Annotated in this window: 12 protein-coding genes; 8 read left to right on the top strand and 4 right to left on the bottom strand. The window is 71.7% G+C overall.

What is annotated here, in order from left to right; genetic code table 11:
• Nucleotides 1-76: 76 nt before the first annotated feature.
• Together J2S57_RS17770 and J2S57_RS17765 are read right to left on the bottom strand one after the other, a co-directional pair.
• Entirely contained in the window at nt 77-1,537 is a 1,461-nt protein-coding gene (locus J2S57_RS17770) for an aldehyde dehydrogenase family protein (protein WP_307244315.1), read from the bottom strand.
• Nucleotides 1,538-1,687: 150 nt separating this feature from the next.
• On the bottom strand, nt 1,688-3,310 hold the full coding sequence (locus tag J2S57_RS17765) for a Rossmann-fold NAD(P)-binding domain-containing protein (protein WP_307244313.1): 1,623 nt from the start codon (nt 3,308-3,310) through the stop codon (nt 1,688-1,690).
• A 263-nt stretch (nt 3,311-3,573) separates the two neighbouring features.
• On the opposite strand from J2S57_RS17765, the gene J2S57_RS17760 reads away from it, so the two are divergent.
• Nucleotides 3,574-3,927 carry a hypothetical protein gene (locus J2S57_RS17760; protein WP_307244311.1) on the top strand — a complete coding sequence of 118 codons (354 nt, stop codon included), beginning with the start codon at nt 3,574-3,576 and terminating at the stop codon, nt 3,925-3,927.
• Between the two features lie 7 nt (nt 3,928-3,934).
• Here J2S57_RS17760 and J2S57_RS17755 read toward each other — a convergent pair whose 3' ends face one another.
• Together J2S57_RS17755 and J2S57_RS17750 are read right to left on the bottom strand one after the other, a co-directional pair.
• Complete coding sequence (locus J2S57_RS17755) at nt 3,935-4,825, bottom strand: calcium-binding protein (protein WP_307244309.1); 891 nt, start codon at nt 4,823-4,825, stop codon at nt 3,935-3,937.
• 191 nt (nt 4,826-5,016) lie between these two features.
• Nucleotides 5,017-5,832: a sulfotransferase family protein gene (locus J2S57_RS17750; protein ID WP_307244307.1), complete on the bottom strand. Its 816-nt coding sequence runs from the start codon at nt 5,830-5,832 to the stop codon at nt 5,017-5,019.
• A 279-nt stretch (nt 5,833-6,111) separates the two neighbouring features.
• Between J2S57_RS17750 and J2S57_RS17745 the strand changes: the two genes are divergently transcribed.
• The 7 genes from J2S57_RS17745 to cheB all read left to right on the top strand — a co-directional run bounded on the left by J2S57_RS17745 (nt 6,112) and on the right by cheB (nt 14,983).
• Nucleotides 6,112-7,575 carry a flavin-containing monooxygenase gene (locus tag J2S57_RS17745; protein WP_307244304.1) on the top strand — a complete coding sequence of 488 codons (1,464 nt, stop codon included), beginning with the start codon at nt 6,112-6,114 and terminating at the stop codon, nt 7,573-7,575.
• A 108-nt stretch (nt 7,576-7,683) separates the two neighbouring features.
• Nucleotides 7,684-8,160 (top strand): chemotaxis protein CheW, encoded by a 477-nt coding sequence (locus J2S57_RS17740; protein ID WP_307244301.1) that lies wholly within the window; start codon nt 7,684-7,686, stop codon nt 8,158-8,160.
• Between the two features lie 11 nt (nt 8,161-8,171).
• Complete coding sequence (locus J2S57_RS17735; protein ID WP_307244298.1) at nt 8,172-9,638, top strand: CheR family methyltransferase; 1,467 nt, start codon at nt 8,172-8,174, stop codon at nt 9,636-9,638.
• Entirely contained in the window at nt 9,635-10,120 is a 486-nt protein-coding gene (locus tag J2S57_RS17730; protein WP_307244296.1) for a chemotaxis protein CheW, read from the top strand. Before J2S57_RS17735 ends, J2S57_RS17730 begins: the two co-directional genes overlap by 4 nt.
• Nucleotides 10,117-11,682: a HAMP domain-containing methyl-accepting chemotaxis protein gene (locus J2S57_RS17725; RefSeq protein WP_307244294.1), complete on the top strand. Its 1,566-nt coding sequence runs from the start codon at nt 10,117-10,119 to the stop codon at nt 11,680-11,682. Before J2S57_RS17730 ends, J2S57_RS17725 begins: the two co-directional genes overlap by 4 nt.
• The gene (locus tag J2S57_RS17720) at nt 11,679-13,892 is read left to right on the top strand and encodes a hybrid sensor histidine kinase/response regulator (RefSeq protein ID WP_307244292.1); all 2,214 of its coding nucleotides are present in this window, start codon (nt 11,679-11,681) and stop codon (nt 13,890-13,892) included. The genes J2S57_RS17725 and J2S57_RS17720 overlap by 4 nt, the downstream gene beginning before the upstream one ends.
• Entirely contained in the window at nt 13,889-14,983 is a 1,095-nt protein-coding gene (cheB, locus tag J2S57_RS17715; RefSeq protein WP_307244289.1) for a chemotaxis-specific protein-glutamate methyltransferase CheB, read from the top strand. Before J2S57_RS17720 ends, cheB begins: the two co-directional genes overlap by 4 nt.
• Nucleotides 14,984-15,282: the final 299 nt, after the last annotated feature.

Below are 15,282 nucleotides of genomic sequence, written 5' to 3'. Positions count from 1 at the left end.
AACCGCCTCGTGATAGCAACGTCGATCCATCTGCATCCAATTCTATGCGAGATGGATCCAATTTGAACAGGTGGCTCTACAGCGCCACGACCACGGCCTTGCTCTCCGTGTAGCCGAGCAGCGCCTCATCACCCAGGTCACGGCCGATGCCGGAGTCCTTCACACCGCCGAAACCCAGGGCGGGGTCGAAGATGTTGTAGGTGTTGACCCAGATCGTGCCGGCGTCGATGCGCGCCGCGACCCGGTGAGCCCGGCGCAGGTCGTTGGTCCAGACCCCGCCCGCCAGGCCGTAACTGGAGTCGTTGGCGATCGCGATCGCCTCGTCCTCGTCGTCGAAACCGATCACGCCCACGACCGGGCCGAAGATCTCCTCGCGGGCGATCACCATGTCGTTGCGCACCCCGGTGAACAGCGTGGGCTCGACGTAATAGCCCGGGCCGGAGGGTGTCCCACCCCCGGCCACCAGCTCCGCCCCCTCGGCGACCCCCTGCTCGACGTAGCCGAGCACCTGCGCCCTCTGCTCCGCCGAGACCAACGGGCCGACCGAGACCCCGCCGCCCAGCCCGTCTCCCATCGGCACCTTCGCGACCGCCGCGGTGAGCCGCGCCGTCATCTCCGGAAGGATCGAGTTCTGCACCAGCAGGCGGCTTCCCGCCGTGCACATCTGGCCGGAGTGACCGAACGAGGCCCGCATGGCCATGGTGACGGCCGCATCCAGATCGGCGTCGGCGAACACGATGTTGGCGCTCTTGCCCCCGAGCTCGAGCGTGACCCGCTTGAACGTGGAGGCGGCGGAACGGCCCACCAGGCGCCCCACCTCGGTGCTGCCGGTGAACGAGACCTTCGACACGCCAGGATGTTCCACCAGTGCGGCACCCACCCGCCCGTCACCGGTGAGAACGCTGACCACACCGTCGGGCACCCCGGCCTCGCGCATGATCGCCGCCAGGCGGAGCATCGTGAGAGGCGTCTGCTCGGCCGGTTTCACCACGATCGGGCAGCCGGCCGCCAGGGCCGGAGCGATCTTGAAGGCCCCGGTCATGATCGGGAAGTTCCAGGGCAGGATCAGCGCGGCGACACCCACCGGGTTCAGCGTGGTGTAGACGTGGTGGCCGTCACCGATCGGCACGGTGGCCCCGGCCAGACGGGAGGGAGCGCCCGCGTAGTGCCGGAAAGTTCTTGCGGCGTTGGCGGTGTCGGCCCGCGAGCGCTCGATCGGCTTGCCGTTGTCGCGGGTCTCGAGGACGGCCAGATCTTCGAGCTCGGCCTCGATCAGGTCGGCGATCCGGTTGAGCACCCGGGCTCGTTCGAGCGGGTCGAGGCCGGTCCAGGTGCGGTCGGCCAGGGCCTGACGCCCGGCCCGCACGGCCTGATCGACGTCGGACGCGGTGGCCTGGGGCACCTGGGTGAGCACCTGCTCGGTGGCCGGGTCGACGACGTCGAAGAGCTCACGCCCGTCGGACACCCACTCCCCCGCCAGCAGGAACGGGCTCACGGCGGGCAGGGCGCCCAGACCGTCGCGCAGCGTCTCGGACACGTGATCTCCTCACGACTCGACTTCTCGGGATCCTAACAAATGAACATTGGATCCAACTAACGTCCGTGAGTATGCGGCTCCGCGTGCGTGTTCCTGAGACCGGAACCTCGTCGCGGTCAGTTCCCCGGGCGCTCAGGGCCGCCCGGCCGATCAGCTGTAGGTCACCTGGGTCAGATGCGGTTCGCCGTGGGCCAGTTCGCCGAGAAGGGCGAGGGGCGCCAGGGCGGACGCGTCGGCACACGTGATCGTCACGGTCCGGCTTCCGGAGGTGGTGGCGTAACGGTCGCCGATCCGGCCGAGGGTGTCGCTGAGCGCGGACTGCCCGGCCCGGATCGTGCTTTCGGCCGGGGCGTCGATCGTGGTCAGCAGCACGGTGCCCAGGGTGGGAGTGGCACTCCCGCCCGAGGTGCCGCTCTCGGTCAGGGCGTTGAGCAGGGACCGGGCGGCGCGGGCCTCGGTGGCGTAGACGCCGGCGAACGTGCGGTCGTGCTCGGTCACGCCGGTCACGTGCACGACGAGGTCGAGGCGGCCGCGGTCGGCGAGCACGGTCTTGACCAGGCGCACGGCCTCGGACTCGTCGGCGGTGTCGAGGCGGTGGTGCACGACGTCGGCGAGGTGGCCCTCGGCGGTGCGGGTCGTGGCGAGATCAGCCAGCAGCTGCCCGACCTGGCGGGAGGCCAGGGCCTCGCGCGCCTGGAGATCGACCGCTCCGGGCAGCAGTCCTCCGGACCGGGCCAGGGCGGCGTAGAGGTCGGCGAGGTCGCGGGCCGTCTCCGCGTCGCCCTCGTCCTCGCACGACACCGGGGCCGGGGCTTCGGCCGGGGGCTCAGGCGCGGTCGGGCCGGCCAGGTCGACACGGCATCCGGCGCGGGCCAGGTCGCGCACCAGATCGGCTGCGACGCCGTGGAACCCACCGGAGACGAGCACGACGCTGCCCGGCTCGAGACCGGCCTCCCGGATCAGCTCGGCCGCACTGCCGGGGTCACCGGTGATGGGCTGGGGCGTCATCTCGGCCCGGAACCAGCGTCCACCCCAGCGCGTGACCTCAGCCGCCCGATCCGCCGCCACCGACGTCCCTTCTCTCGAGGCAGGCACCCCACCCGCGGTGGGCACCACCCCTCGAGCGGGCGCCGCACCCGGCGCGGGCGGTGGGGTGTGGGGGTTCGGGAGGGCGGGGCGGAGGACTTCGGTGGCTACTTCGGGGAGCAGGGTGGGCTCGGGGGCCCGGTCGGTGATGTCGACCAGGCGGATCTGGGCGTGGGGGTGGCCGAGGCGGAGAGCTCGCAGGGTTCCGGCGAGGCCGTCGGACTCCGTCCCCCCGCCGGTCAGCGCCACGAGACGCCCCACCCCGGACTTCAGCGCCCACGTCAGGTGCGGGTGGACGTCGGGCAGGGCAGCACGCGGGGCCTCGGAAAGTGGGCCGGTGAGGAGGACGCCCGCGACGTCCACCACGGGGCTCGAAAGATCGTCGGCGACCCGCACCGCCGAACCGTGTGAGCGCAGGAGGGCGGCGAGTTCGTTCACCCTGGGGCCCCGGCCGACGAGCAACCAGGAGCCGGAGGAAGTGGCGTCAGCGGGCTCGAGCAGGCGCAGGGTGCGCACCCGGCGCACGGGCCGCTCGTCGGCCGCCTCGGGGTCGGGGGTGTCGTCGTTCAGGTAGGCGAGCATCACCTCGCGCTGCGTGGCCAGCATCTGCTCACTGACCCGCAGGTACTCAGCCATGAGCTCGTCGCGCACGGTCGAGGCGCTGGCGCGTGCGCGCGCGTCGCTCATCCACCCTCCCTACGGTGTGAAGGCGGGGCCCGCTGAACCGGACGTCCGTACGAGACGGTACCGGGTGATGGTTCACGGATCGCACCAAATGTCATGGACGACCCGCGCCGGGGCGATACGGATCACTCTCCGCGCCCGTCCGGCTGCGGCGTGAATGCGCTCAAAGGGCACGAGGACGCGTGGTGATCAGGAGGGCGCCGAACGTATCGTGAAGGGTGGCGATGCTGCCGCACCTCAACGACCACGACGTTTCAGGGTTGCCCGTGATCACCGAGCTGCTACGCGCTCTCTCCCCTTGGCGCCGGGCCGAGCCCCCGGCGTCCTCACCCGACCCGTTCGAGGCGCTGCGCCTGCAGATGCGCCTGGCCGTGCTGGCCGACGAGATGGCCCGGCTGCACCACGACGAGACGATCTTCGCCCGGGCGGCCCGGCTCGAGGCCCGCGCCGCGGCCTACGACGCTCTGCTCGGAAAGGCCTGCTGCCTGGCCGGCGTCGCCGAGCCGGCGCCGGAGTGCGCCCCGGTGGGACACGCCACTCCACCGCCGGTGCGGCTGGCCGGCCGCGACCTGCGCGCCCGGCGAGAGCTGCTTCTCGCCGAGCGCGGCTGGTCGTGGTGACGCGTGCCTACTGCTTGATCGTGTTCTTGCCGGTGCCGCCGAGCAGCGTGTCGGTGCCGGGACCGCCGGACAGCTTGTCGTTGCCGCTGTTGCCGTAGATCGTGTCGGCGCCGCTGTTGCCGTAGACGGTGTCGTTGCCCCGGCCGCCGTACAGGGTGTCGTTGCCCTTGCCGCCGTGGATCAGGTCGTCGCCGTCGTCGCCCCAGATGTCCTGGCGACCGTCACCGCCGTAGATCTTGTCGTTACCGGCGCCGCCGTGGACGCGGTTCCAGTCACCCGCGGTACGGATGACGTCGGCCCCCGCTCCCCCGTCGATCGAGGCCAGGTCACCGACCTGGTAGGCGGTGGTGATCGTGTCGTTGCCCGAGCCACCCCCGATCAGGTTCGGGTCGATCTTGCTGGTGGTGCTGGTGTACGTGTCGTGGCCCGCGCCGAGGTCGAACGCGTCGCTGTCGTAGCTGTCCTCGGTCTTGTTCACGAACTTCACCGTGTCGTTGCCGTCGCCCAGCCGGAAGGTGCCGACCCGGTCGGGGTCCTGCCCCGACTCGTAGACGAACGTGCAGACCAGCAGCGTCTTGTCGGAGCTGGTCGGGTAGGTGCAGCGGTCGTCGGACGAGGTGATCTCGACGCTGTCGTCGAGGCGGTAGGTGAACTCCGCCGATCCGAAGGGCGACTCGTCGTTCTCGACCGGCGCCTCGCTCTTGGTCACGGTCAGCCGGTTGGCCTGGCCCGCCGCCGCGGTGTAGGTGAGACCAGCACCGCTGACGGTGACCTGGGCCGGTCCCGTCGCCGCCTGGGCGGCGCCGCCGGTGAGCACCACCAGGGAACCACCCGCGGCCAGCAGGGTCGCCGTCACCGTGAGTCCGGCCGACGTGCGCCGGGTGTTACGCGTGTCCACGGAGAACCTCCGTCATCGAAAATCGTTCGGACACAGTGCACCATGCCAGAGATGCCCACGCCGCACCGGCAGAACCGGCCGGGACGGGCCTGAACTGCGTGAACGACCCGACCGGTTGCCCTTTCGCCCCGACCGGAGTGGGGAATCGGTGCCGGCGCCCGCCAAAGGCACCGACCCGTCCGTGCTTTGGATCAGTAACCCCAGCGCTCGACCATGGGACGCAGCTCGACCGGGACCTCGGAGATGTCGGGCAGCGGGCGGCCCTTCTGGATCGTGCCCGTCTTGATCTTCTCCTTCCAGTCGCCGATGCCCTTGACGAAGTCGCCGTGGTCCTTCTTGCCGTACTCGAGCATGCCCGGCTCCCACTCCAGGCCGAGGAACTCGCAGATCGCCTGGGTCTGCTTCTCCGGCTCGGCGGTCAGGTCCTCGTAACGCAGGGTCAGGCCGACCCGCTTGTTCCGGGCCTTCTCCAGGTACTCCATGTAGTTCAGCGTGTGCGTGATCGCGGTCGCCAGGGGACGCCGCTCCGGGTCGCCCTCGTGCCAGGACTGGGCGATCGACCAGGGATGACGGATCAGGTAGACGAACTTGGCCCGGGGCCAGGCGGTGGCCAGCCGGTCGGCGACGAACACGTTGCTCGGGGTCTTCTCGACCAGCACCGACTTGCCGCTCAGCGTGAGCTCGCGGTGCAGGAGACGGTCCCAGAGCAGGTGCTCGAGGTCGCGCTCGTTGATGTCGGCGTGCTCGAGGGCCTGCTGCACCGGCTCGGTGTAGGCGCTGACCTGGATGCGCCGGAAGTGCATCTCGTGCGGCGCGTGGATCTGGGAGTGACTGTTCAGCACCACCCGCAGCAAGGTGGAGCCGGACCTCACGGACGAGAGCACGAAGACGGGGCGCTGGAGGAGCCGGTCACGGGGATCGGACGGACGACGCACCGGGACCCGCTTGGCCTTCGGCTCCTCCACCACCGGTTCCGGCGGGGCGTCGGATTCGTCCTGAATCTTCACCACCCGAAACCCGAAACGTTGCTCGAGTTCGCGATTGACCGCTGCTACCACTTTGCGTCGCTGTGCCACGCGCAGAGAGGTTACGCAATTTCTCTGTGCGTTGTGCATGCGTGACCTGTGTAGACCCCGAGTTGGTACGAAATTCGAACATGACCTGAACGAATGTCGAGGTTCGTCGTCCGTTCGGTTGATAGAACTCGACTCGAATACCCGTTGGTTAAGTGCGGGTGAAGCGGACAGCACTGTTCGGGATTCACAGGCAACTGTGATGATGAGGAGGTGCCGGAACCCACAGAGCCCGAAGCCGCGGAGCACGTCGAGGTCATCGTCGTCGGCGCCGGGCTGTCGGGCATCGGCACGGCCTGCCACCTGCAGCGCTCCCTGCCTGATGTGTCCTACGTGATCCTTGAGTCACGTGATACCAGCGGGGGCACGTGGGACCTGTTCCGATACCCGGGACTGCGCTCCGACTCCGACATGTTCACCCTCGGATACTCGTTCAATCCCTGGAGGTCTCCCGTCGCCATCGCCGAGGGTGCGGCCATCCTGCGCTACGTGCGGGAAACCGCCGAGGCGTTCGGCGTCGATTCCCGGATCCGCTACCGACAACGCGTGGTTTCGGCTTCCTGGAGCCAGGAGAAGGCTCGCTGGACGGTGCGGATCGCGGCCGACGGGAAAGACCGCACGATGAGTTGCGACTTTCTCTATCTGAATACTGGGTATTACGACTACGCCGATCCCTATCGGCCGGAGTTCACACGTCAAAGCGAATTCACCGGCGAATTGATTCATCCGCAACTGTGGCCCAGAACCGCGAACTGGGACGATCAGGACGTCGTGGTGATCGGCAGCGGCGCGACCGCGGTCACCCTGGCCCCGGCACTCGCACCTCGCGCCCGCAGCGTGGTGATGCTCCAGCGCTCACCCGGCTACGTGATCTCGCTGCCCCGGCGTAACACCGTGGCGGAGCGCCTGTTCCGCTGGTTCCCGCCGGTGATCGCCTCCCGCCTGGAACGGGCCCGCAGCGCCGGCGTGGTCAGCCTGATGTGGCACGTCTCCCGCATCGCACCCCGCCGCACGGCCCGCTGGCTGGTCGGTCGGGTGCGCCACGCACTCCCGCACGGCTACCCGGTGCGTGAACACTTCACACCGTCGTACCGTCCCTGGGACCAGCGCCTGTGCGTCGCTCCCGACGGCGACCTGTTCACCGCCGTCGCGGCCGGTGACGTGGAGATGGTGACCGGGCGGATCGCGGCGCTGGGCGAGCGCTCGGTGGAGCTCGACGACGGGCGCTCGCTGCCGGCCGACCTGATCGTGCTGGCCACCGGGCTGCGGGTGAAGATGCTCGGCGGGATCGCGCTCGACCTCGACGGGGAGCCGGTCGTGCCCGCCGACACCGTGCTGCACAAGGGCACGATGCTGTCCGGGGTGCCGAACCTCGCGGTGTCCGTCGGCTACGCGAATGCGTCCTGGACGCTGAAGATCGAGCTGTCGGCCCGGCTGGTGGTGCGCACACTGCGGTACATGCGCTGGCACGGCTACCGCGTCGTGGTGGCCTCACCGCCGCCCACCCCGGGCCGGGTGCCGCTGATGTCGCTGATGTCGGGGTATCTGCGGCGGGCCGAGGGGCTGCCCACGCAGGGGCGGCACTGGCCGTGGCGCATGGTCTCGTCGTACTGGGTGGACGCGGCGCTGATGCGGGCCGGGCGCCTGCACGGCCGGGGGATTCACTACCTCCGCTGATCCGGGGGCCCTCAGGCCTGCCTCGTTCGGCTGAACCGAACCGGGACAGGACCGGCACCGCCACCCGGCCCGGTCAAGACCCTGCGGGCTCCCGCCGAGACAGAGCGGGTGAAGACGGGGGTCGAACACAACGGTTCCGGCGTTTCCCTGCTGGTCTGCGGGACCGGCGGGAAGACCTTCGCCGTGCCGCTCACGAGCGTGCGCGAGACCATGCGCCCGCTGCCCACCTCAGCGGTTCCCGGGATGCCGCCGTTCGTGCTCGGGGTGGCCCGGATCCGCGGATCGGCCGTGCCCGTGGTCGATTCCGGGATTCTCACCGGCGGGGCCGCGGTGGACGCGTCGCGCTGGATCACGCTGCACACCGACGACCACCGCGCGGTCGCCCTGGCGGTGCAGAGCATCGCCGGGATCCGCACCGTGGAGCGCGACGACCTGGAGGAGCTGCCGCCGCTGCTCGACGGTGACGCCCCCCAGCTGTTCTCGGCCCTGGTCTCGCGGGACGCCCAGCTGCTGCTGGCCCTGCAGGCCTCGCACCTGCTGCCCGACGGCGTCTGGGAGCGGCTGGCGGAGGTGACGTCATCCTGACCGACCACCGGGTGGGCCCCCGGCTACGGGCCGAGCAGATGGACCGGTTCGCCCACCTCGTGGAGCGCCGGCTCGGGCTGGTGTTCGAGGGCGGCGACCGGGAGCGGCTCAGTCACGCCCTGCTCCACCGCCTGCCCTCGCCGCAGCGCGTCACCGCGTACCTCGACGACCTCGAGGCCGGTTGCGAGGCCGGGGTTCCCACCGCCCTCGACGAGCTGGCCGCCCTGGCCTCCGACCTCACCGTGGGCGAGACCTACTTCCTGCGTCAGCCCGACCAGTTCCGGGTGCTGACCCACAGCGTCCTGCCCGACCGGATGTCCCGCCCCGACCGGCCCCTGCAGCCCACGACCGAGTCTCCGTACACGCGTCCGCTGGCCCCCCGTGTGCTCTCGGCCGGCTGCGCGAGTGGTGAGGAGGCCTACTCCCTGGCCATCGCCCTGGCCGAGGCCGGCTACCCCGACGCCCGCGTCACCGGGATCGACGTGAACCCGGCGGCCCTGGCCAAGGCCCGGGCCGGGCGGTACACCTCGTGGTCGATGCGGGCCGTGCCCCCACTGACCCAGCGCCACTGGTTCAGCACCTCCGACCAGCACTTCTCGGTGGTGCCGAAACTGCTGGCGGCCGTGGACTTCCGCGCCCGCAACCTGGCCGCGCCGGACCCGGCGTTCTGGCGGCCCACCTTCGACGTGATCTTCTGCCGCAACGTGCTGATGTACTTCTCCCCCACGATGATGGCGGACGTGGTGCACCGGCTCGCGTCGGCGCTGCTGCCCGGTGGCTACCTGTTCCTCGGGTCGGCCGAGACGCTGCGCGGGCTGTCCGAGGAGTTCGGGCTGCGGGAGACCGACGGCACGTTCTACTACCAGCTCGCCGACCCCGCCGCACCCGCCCCGGCCCCCACCCGGCCCCGGGTGCGGGCGCTGCCCCGGCCGCGCCCGGTGCCCGGGCCGGAAAGCCTGTCGGCCGCGGACTTCCAGCAGGTGCTCGACCTGATCCGGGCCGAGCGGTACGGCGCCGCGCTGGGCGCGATGGAGCGCATCCCGGTGCCGACCAGCCCGCCGCGCACCACCCGGGAGACCGAGGTGGTGCTGGTGCGGGCCGTTCTCCTGACCCAGTCCGGCGACCTGGCCGGGGCCGGACGCGACGCGCATCGCCTTCTCGGGCAGGGAGTCTCGGTCTCCGCCGACGCCCACGCCGTGCTCGCCACCGGCCGCGAGGCCGACTCCGACCCGCGCGGCGCCCTGCTGCACTGGCGGGCCGCGGCCGACGCCGACCCCCGGTTCGCGATCGCCCACCTGCAGCTCGGGCGGCTCAGCCGGGCCGGAGGCGACCCACGCGGCGCGGCGCGGGCCTACGACCGCGCCGCCGAGCTGCTGCCGCACGAGACCGAGCGCCGGGTGCTGCTTTTCGGTGGGGGCTTCGACCGGGGCGCACTGCTGTCGGTGTGCCGCACGATGTCCCGCGGCGGTGCCTCGTGAGCCCGCACCGCACCGGGCTCGCCGAACTGGCCGGGCGAGCCCCGGCGATGCGCGCCGAGTTCGACACCTCGTTCGCCGAGGTGCCGGCCGCGGTGGTGCTCGACCTCGAGGACGTGCTCGCGATCCGGCTCGGCGACGAGGAACGGCTGATCACGCTGGACGAGGTGGCCCGGGTGACGTCCCGGCCCGCGATCACCGCGCTGCCCACCTTCCACCCGGCGATGATCGGCGTGGTCAGCGACCGGGGCAGCCTGGCCGCCGTGTGGGACCTGGCCCTCCTGCTCGGCCTGCCCGCGCAGAGCCCGGACTGGCTGGTCGTGCCGTCGGCCGAACCCGGTCTGGCCATCACCTTCGAGCACTTCGCCGGCTTCCGCCGGGTGGAGAGCGCCCGGATCGGCGACGAGGAGCGGCTGCGGCTGGCCGACCTGGTCCGGCTCGTGCGGGACCGAGCCGGGGCCCAGAACGAGGGAGACCCCAGATGAAGGCAACCTGGACGTTCGGCCGGACCCTGGCGGCCGGCTTCGCGGCGGTGCTGCTGCTCAACGTGATCGGCGGCACCGTGGCGATCTTCGGGCTGAGCGAGGTGGTGCGGGCCAAGGACCGGGTGATCGAGGTCGACAGCGAACTCGAGCTGCTGGCCCAGCAACTGCTCACGGCGCGCGCCGAACGGGCCGCGGAGGTACGCGGTTACCTGCTGACCAGCGATCCGGAGTTCCGCGACGCGGCGCGCCGCGACGCCGACGAATTCGAGGCCGCCATCGAGAAGGCCGACGGCCTGGTGCACACCGAGCGGGGTCACGCGCTGGTCGACTCGATCCGGACGGCGGAGGTCAATTCCCGCAAGGCCCAGGACGAGCTGATCGCGCTGCGCACGACGCGCAGCACCCAGGAGGTCGCGGACGCGTTCGCCGGCGCCGGCACGACCCGGCAGACCCTGCAGCGGTCCCTGAACGAGTTCGCCGCCTACGAGCGGCAACTCAAGCAGGAGGGAATCGCCTCGGCCGACTCGGCGCAGCGCCGCGACATCATCACCATCGTCTCGGTGATCGCCGGGGCGGTGCTGGCGACCGCGCTGATCGGCTGGAACATCACGCGCCGTCTGCGGAACCGCATCGGCACCGCGGTGGGAGAGGTGCAGACCTCCTCGGCCGAGCTCCAGACCACCGCCAACCAGCAGGCCGTGGGCTCGATGGAACAGGCGACGGCGATGAGCGAGATCTCCACCACCGTCAACGAACTGCTCGCCACCTCGCGACAGATCACCGAGAGCGCGCAGCGGGTGGCGGACGTCGCCGAGCAGACCGCGTCGGCGGGCGGGACCGGGCGCACCCGGCTGGAGTCGGCGCAGCAGTCGATGGCCGAGATCCGTGAGCAGGTGCAGGCGATCGTCGGTCACACGATGGCGCTGGGCGAGAAGTCGCAGCAGATCGGGGCCGTGCTCGACATCGTCTCGGAACTGGCCGAGCAGACCAACATCCTGGCGATCAACTCGACGATCGAGGCGGCCGGGGCCGGGGAGAGCGGGCGGCGTTTCGGTGTGGTCGCCGACGAGATCCGCAAACTGGCCGACCGGGTGGCGGAGTCGACCAAGGAGATCCGCTCGCTCATCGACGTGGTGCGCGACTCGGTGCACACCACGATGATGGCCACCGAGATCGGCGCCAAGTCGGTGGACACCGGCACCGCCCAGTTCGAGGGCGTGGCCGCCCAGTTCGAGCAGATCGTCGACCTGGTGCAGACCACCACCGAGGCGGCCCGCGAGATCGAGCTGTCCACCAAGCAGCAGAGCACCGCCGTGGAGCAGGTGAACTTCGCGGTCTCGAACGTCACCCAGACCACCAAGGAGGCCGAGACCAGCTCCACCCAGACCCTGGCCACCGCCTCGCAGCTGGCCGAGCTCTCGGCCCGGCTGCGGCGGATCATCGAGCCGGTCCCGGGCATCCATCCGGTGACGGGCAGCCACCCGGCCACGGGCGGCCATCCGGTCGCGGCGGGCCGGTACTCCCCCGGTCGCGACGACGAGGAGGAGTCGACCGAGCCGTGAGCGATCTCTTCCAGTACTTCCGGATCGAGGCCCGGGAGCTCGTCGACGAGCTCTCGGTGGCCCTGTCCGGGCTGGCCCGGGGCGGTCCGGCGACCGAGCAGGCCGGTATCGCGCTACGGCACGCGCACACCCTCAAGGGGGCCGCGCGGGTGGTGGCGCGCACCGCGATGGCCGACCGGGTGCACGAGCTCGAGGAGATGCTCGGGCCCTTCCGCAGCTCGGCCGACCCGGTGCCGCCGGAGCTGCTCGAGCGCATGCAGACCCTGGTCGACGCCCTCAGCGACGAGCTCGAGACCGCTTCCGCCACCGGTGACTCAACGGTGGACGACGTGGTCGCCGGAGCGGGCCCGGCGGCTCCCGAACCGCTCGCCGAGGAGACGCCGGTCCCCCTGCCCCGCAGCAGCGGTGACGGCGGCGGCACAATCGGGATGTCCCGGTCCGAGGAACCGGTGACCCCGGCCAGCCCCGCGGCCACCGCCCGTGCGTCCCTCGCCGAGATCGACAGCCTGATCGACGGCGTCAGCCAGACCCGTACCCAGCTCGGGGCGGTGCGCGACGGCGCCCGCCGGGCCCGGCGGCTGCGGGCCACGGCCGAGGCCGAGGGCCGGTTCACCGAGGAGCAGAGCGACGAACTGCTGGCGCTGGCGCGGCGTCTGGAGACCGGCGCCGACCGGATCGAGCGGGAGCTGCGCGAGGTCTACACCACCGCCGAGCGGCTGCGCCTGATCCCGGTCGACACCATCGTGCCCGACCTGGAACGCGGGGTGCGGGACGTGACCGCGGCCCAGGGCAAACACGCCCGGCTCGAGGTGCGTGGCGCCGAGATCGCCCTGGACGCGACCGTTCTCGCCGGGGCCCAGACCGCCCTGCGCCAGATCGTGCGCAACGCGGTGGCCCACGGCGTGGAGATGCCGGAGCAGCGCCTGGCCGCGGGCAAGGAACGGGTCGGGCGGGTGCGGATCGAGGTCACGCACAGCGCGGCCGGGGTGCGCTTTCGCTGCGTCGACGACGGGAGCGGCATCGACCTGGCCGGGGTACGGCGGAAACTGGTGCAGACCGGGCGGATCCCGGCCGAGGACGTCAGCGACGCCGAGACCCTGCGGCTGCTGCTCGGCGGCGGCATCAGCACCGCGGCGACGGTCAGCGAGATCTCCGGGCACGGCATCGGGCTCGACGTGGTGCAGGACGTGGTGCGGCGTATCGGCGGGCGGATCGAGATCAGCACCACCCCGGGCCGGGGCACCACCATCGACCTGATCGCCCCCGCCTCGATGACCGCCCAGGAAGTGGTGCTGGTGCGGGCCGGCGGCAGCTCGGCCGGGAGCCTCGACGGCGGCGGGCGCACCACCGACGCCGGTTCCGTGGTGGCCCTTCCGCTGCGGGCCGTGCGCCGGGCCCGGCGGATCGCGACGGCCGACTTCCCGGGCCCGTCCGCGGTGCTGTACGACGGCCGCCGTATCCCCTACGCGCCGCTGCCCGACCTGCTCGGCCTGGCCGGCGGCGACCTCTCCCCGATCGACGACCAGAGCTCCCGGGACGCCCACGGCACCACGGTCCTCCTGCTCGACGGAACGAAAGGAACGGTGGCGGTGGGAGTCTCGCGACTCATCGGGACCGCCGACGTCGCCGTCCGGGCCCTGCCCGCCCTGGCGCCGGTGCCACCGCTGGTGGCCGGGCTCTGGATCGATCTCGACGGCTGTCCCCGGCCGGTGCTCGACCCGGCGCACCTCGCCGCCACCGTGACCACCGCGTCCACCGGAGGCCGGGAACCCCGGGCGACCACCACGTCCACCATCACCCGGCCCGGCACCGAAAGACCCGGCGGCCAGGGCGTCGCCGTGCTGATCGTGGACGACTCGCTGACCACCCGGATGGTGGAGCGCAGCATCCTGGAGAGCGCGGGATACCTGGTGGACGAGGCCGGTTCGGCCGAGGAAGGGCTCTCGATGGCCGCCCGGAAGCGGTACGCACTGGCGGTCGTCGACGTGGAGATGCCGGGCATGGACGGCTTCGGGTTCATCGAGCAGACCCGGACCCGGCCCGAACTACGGCACCTGCCCTGTGTTCTGCTCACCACCAAGGCCTCCCCGGAAGACCGGGAACGCGGCCGGGCGGCGGGCGCGCGCGGGCACATCGACAAGGGCGAGTTCCACCAGAGCACGCTGCTGGACACGGTGGCGGGCCTGATCGCGGAGGGGGCGCGGCCGTGACCCGGGACACCCGGATCCGGGTTCTCGTGGTCGAGGACTCGCGCACCGTGCGGGCGCGGATCGTCGCCGCCCTGCGCTCCGACCCGGCGCTCGAGGTGGTCGGCGAGGCCGGCGACGGGCAGGCCGCGATCGACGAGTGCACCCGGCTGCGGCCGGATGTCGTGACCATGGACATGATGCTGCCCGGCCTGTCCGGCCTGGCCGCGACCGAGCACCTGATGCAGCACTGCCCGACGCCGATCCTGGTGATCTCCAGCGCCGACAACCGGGCCGGGTTCATCGACACCATCGCCGCGCTCGACGCCGGGGCGGTGGACGTGCTCGACAAGCCGCTCGGCCGGGACACGGTGGGCGCCAACGAGAACTGGGACCGGGAGTTCCTGCGGACGGTGAAGCTGGTGTCGAAGATCCGGGTGATCCGGCGGGTCGGGCACCATCCGGCCGTACCGGTACCGCGCGCGCAACCGGCGCCGCGGGTGGACCCGGGCCACCCCTACTCGGTGGTGGCGATCGGCGCGTCCACCGGCGGGCCGACCGCGGTGGCGGCCCTTCTACGTTCTCTCCCGGTCACTTTCGTGCTCCCCATCCTGCTCGTGCTGCACGTGCACGAGTCGTTCGGCACCGCGTTCGCCAGCTGGCTGGCCGAGGTCACCGAACGGCGGGTACGCCTGGCCGTGAGCGGCGAACCACTCTCGCACGTCGCGCCGGGCGAGGTCGTGATGGCTCCGCCGGGCCGGCACCTGCGGGTGCTGGGCAGCACGCTGGTGCTCACCGACGAACCGGAAAGACATTCCTGCCGGCCCAGTGTCGACGTGCTGTTCGAGTCGCTGGCGGCCTCGCACGGCCCCCGGGTGGCGGCCGTGCTGCTCACCGGAATGGGCCGCGACGGGGCCCTCGGGCTGCTCGACATCGACCGGGGCGGTGGCCTGACCATTGCCCAGGACGAGGCCACCTCGGCGGTGTTCGGCATGCCGGGCGAGGCGGTGCGCCTGGGCGCCGCGCAGCACGTGCTCGGCATCGACGCGATCGGGCCGGCCCTGGGCCGGCTCACCGTCCCCTCCGACCTGGCCGCACGGGTGAGGCACCGATGACCACCGAACAGCTGGAGACCACCGGCACCGTTCTGATCCTGGACGACAGCCTGACGGTCCGCATGGACCTGAAACACGCCTTCGAGCGAGCCGGCTGGCGCACGGTTCCGTGCGCCACGGTGGCCGCGGCCTGGGAGCAGCTGGCCGAGCAGGAGGTGGACTGCGTGGTGCTCGACGTGGTGCTGCCCGACGGCGACGGGGTGGACGTGCTGCGCCAGCTGCGCACCGATCCCGTCACGGCGGCGCTGCCGGTGCTCATGCTCAGCGCCGAGGTGGAGGTCAAGGACCGGATCCGGGGC

It is taken from the genome of Kineosporia succinea (assembly GCF_030811555.1).
Classification (GTDB): domain Bacteria; phylum Actinomycetota; class Actinomycetes; order Actinomycetales; family Kineosporiaceae; genus Kineosporia; species Kineosporia succinea.
Note: the sequence above shows the minus strand (reverse complement) of the source record. Positions and strands in the feature narration are given on the sequence as shown.

Excerpts from the sequence above, each read along its gene's own strand:
- J2S57_RS17765 (WP_307244313.1), bottom strand. The coding sequence starts at position 3,310 with ATGAGCGACGCGCGCGCACGCGCCAGCGCCTCGACCGTGCGCGACGAG.
- J2S57_RS17725 (WP_307244294.1), top strand. The coding sequence starts at position 10,117 with ATGAAGGCAACCTGGACGTTCGGCCGGACCCTGGCGGCCGGCTTCGCG.